The organism is Rhodobacter sp. TJ_12, assembly GCF_020023995.1.
Taxonomy (GTDB): domain Bacteria; phylum Pseudomonadota; class Alphaproteobacteria; order Rhodobacterales; family Rhodobacteraceae; genus Rhodobacter.
Map to the genome: position 1 here is coordinate 1 of NZ_NRRD01000111.1, position 503 is coordinate 503.

1 protein-coding gene is annotated in these 503 nt (G+C 69.6%); it reads left to right on the plus strand.

The features are described from left to right. Positions 1-503, plus strand: a 503-nt coding sequence (locus CKO11_RS17450; protein ID WP_223641581.1) for an RluA family pseudouridine synthase, incomplete at both ends; no start/stop codon positions are given.

A 503-nucleotide genomic window follows, 5' to 3' on the forward strand; every position in this document is an offset into this window, starting at 1 on the left:
CTTCGGACGCGGCTGGCCCGGCACGCCGCCGTTGCCCACCTGCGTGGCGACGGTGTGGGCGAGCGGCATGTCGACGGGCTGACCGAGGCGCTGAAGTTCGGCTACAAGGAACGGCCGAAGCTGGTGCACCGGCTCGACAAGGATACGTCGGGCGTGCTGGTGCTGGCGCGAACCGACCGCGTGGCGCGGGCGCTCTCCGAGAGTTTCCGCCACCGCAATACGCGCAAGATCTACTGGGCGCTGGTGGCGGGCGTGCCCAGCCCGAAACAGGGCTCGATCAAATATGCGCTGATGAAGGCGCCGGGCCACGGACGCGGCGGCGAGGGCGAGAAGATGCTCTGCATCCATCCCGCCAAGGTGGGCGACTACCCCGAGGCCAAGCGCGCGCAGACCGACTTCTTCACCCTCTGGTTCCTCGGCAGCCGCTGCGCTTGGATGGCGCTCTCGCCGATCACGGGGCGCACGCACCAGCTGCGCGCCCATATGGCCGAGCTCGGCCATCC